This window comes from Pedobacter borealis DSM 19626 (assembly GCF_000708285.2).
In the GTDB taxonomy this organism is placed as follows: domain Bacteria; phylum Bacteroidota; class Bacteroidia; order Sphingobacteriales; family Sphingobacteriaceae; genus Pedobacter; species Pedobacter borealis.
Map to the genome: position 1 here is coordinate 1 of NZ_JAUG01000211.1, position 469 is coordinate 469.

At 43.3% G+C, this 469-nt stretch carries 1 protein-coding gene; it reads right to left on the minus strand.

The window, feature by feature from the left end; all coding sequences use genetic code 11:
- Positions 1-164: 164 nt before the first annotated feature.
- Positions 165-469, minus strand: a 305-nt coding sequence (locus tag AW17_RS23450; RefSeq protein ID WP_036670886.1) for a carboxypeptidase-like regulatory domain-containing protein, incomplete at its 5' end; no start/stop codon positions are given.

Below are 469 nucleotides of genomic sequence, written 5' to 3' on the forward strand. Positions count from 1 at the left end.
GCGCTGGTCCTCCTCCTTTTTATTCCAGGTCATTTTGTTATTGCCGAACAACAGTTCGTACTTTTGTGGTGGGGCTTGTAGTGCATTCACACTACTAACAGCACCTCCACTTGAAATGGATGAAGAAACTGATGCTCCTTTATATTTGTTGCTGTATTCGTAAATTACTTAAGTGCAGTACTTTTATCATGCACAATGATCCGGCCGATGTCTGCATATTTCTTTTCATCACTGAGTATAAAATTACGGCTGGCACTGTGGTAGTTTACATGGGTAATGAGCAGGCGGTAATCGCCTATGGGGATGCCCGTCATTTCAAAACGACCTTCGGCATCTGTAATGGTAAAGCTTACCAACGACGAATCACTTCTTTTAAGGATGGTGATCGTTGCACTGGCAATAGCTTGTTGTTTCAGCGCAGTGTCTATCACCATACCTTTTACAGACCCGTTCTTTTGTTGTGCCTGGA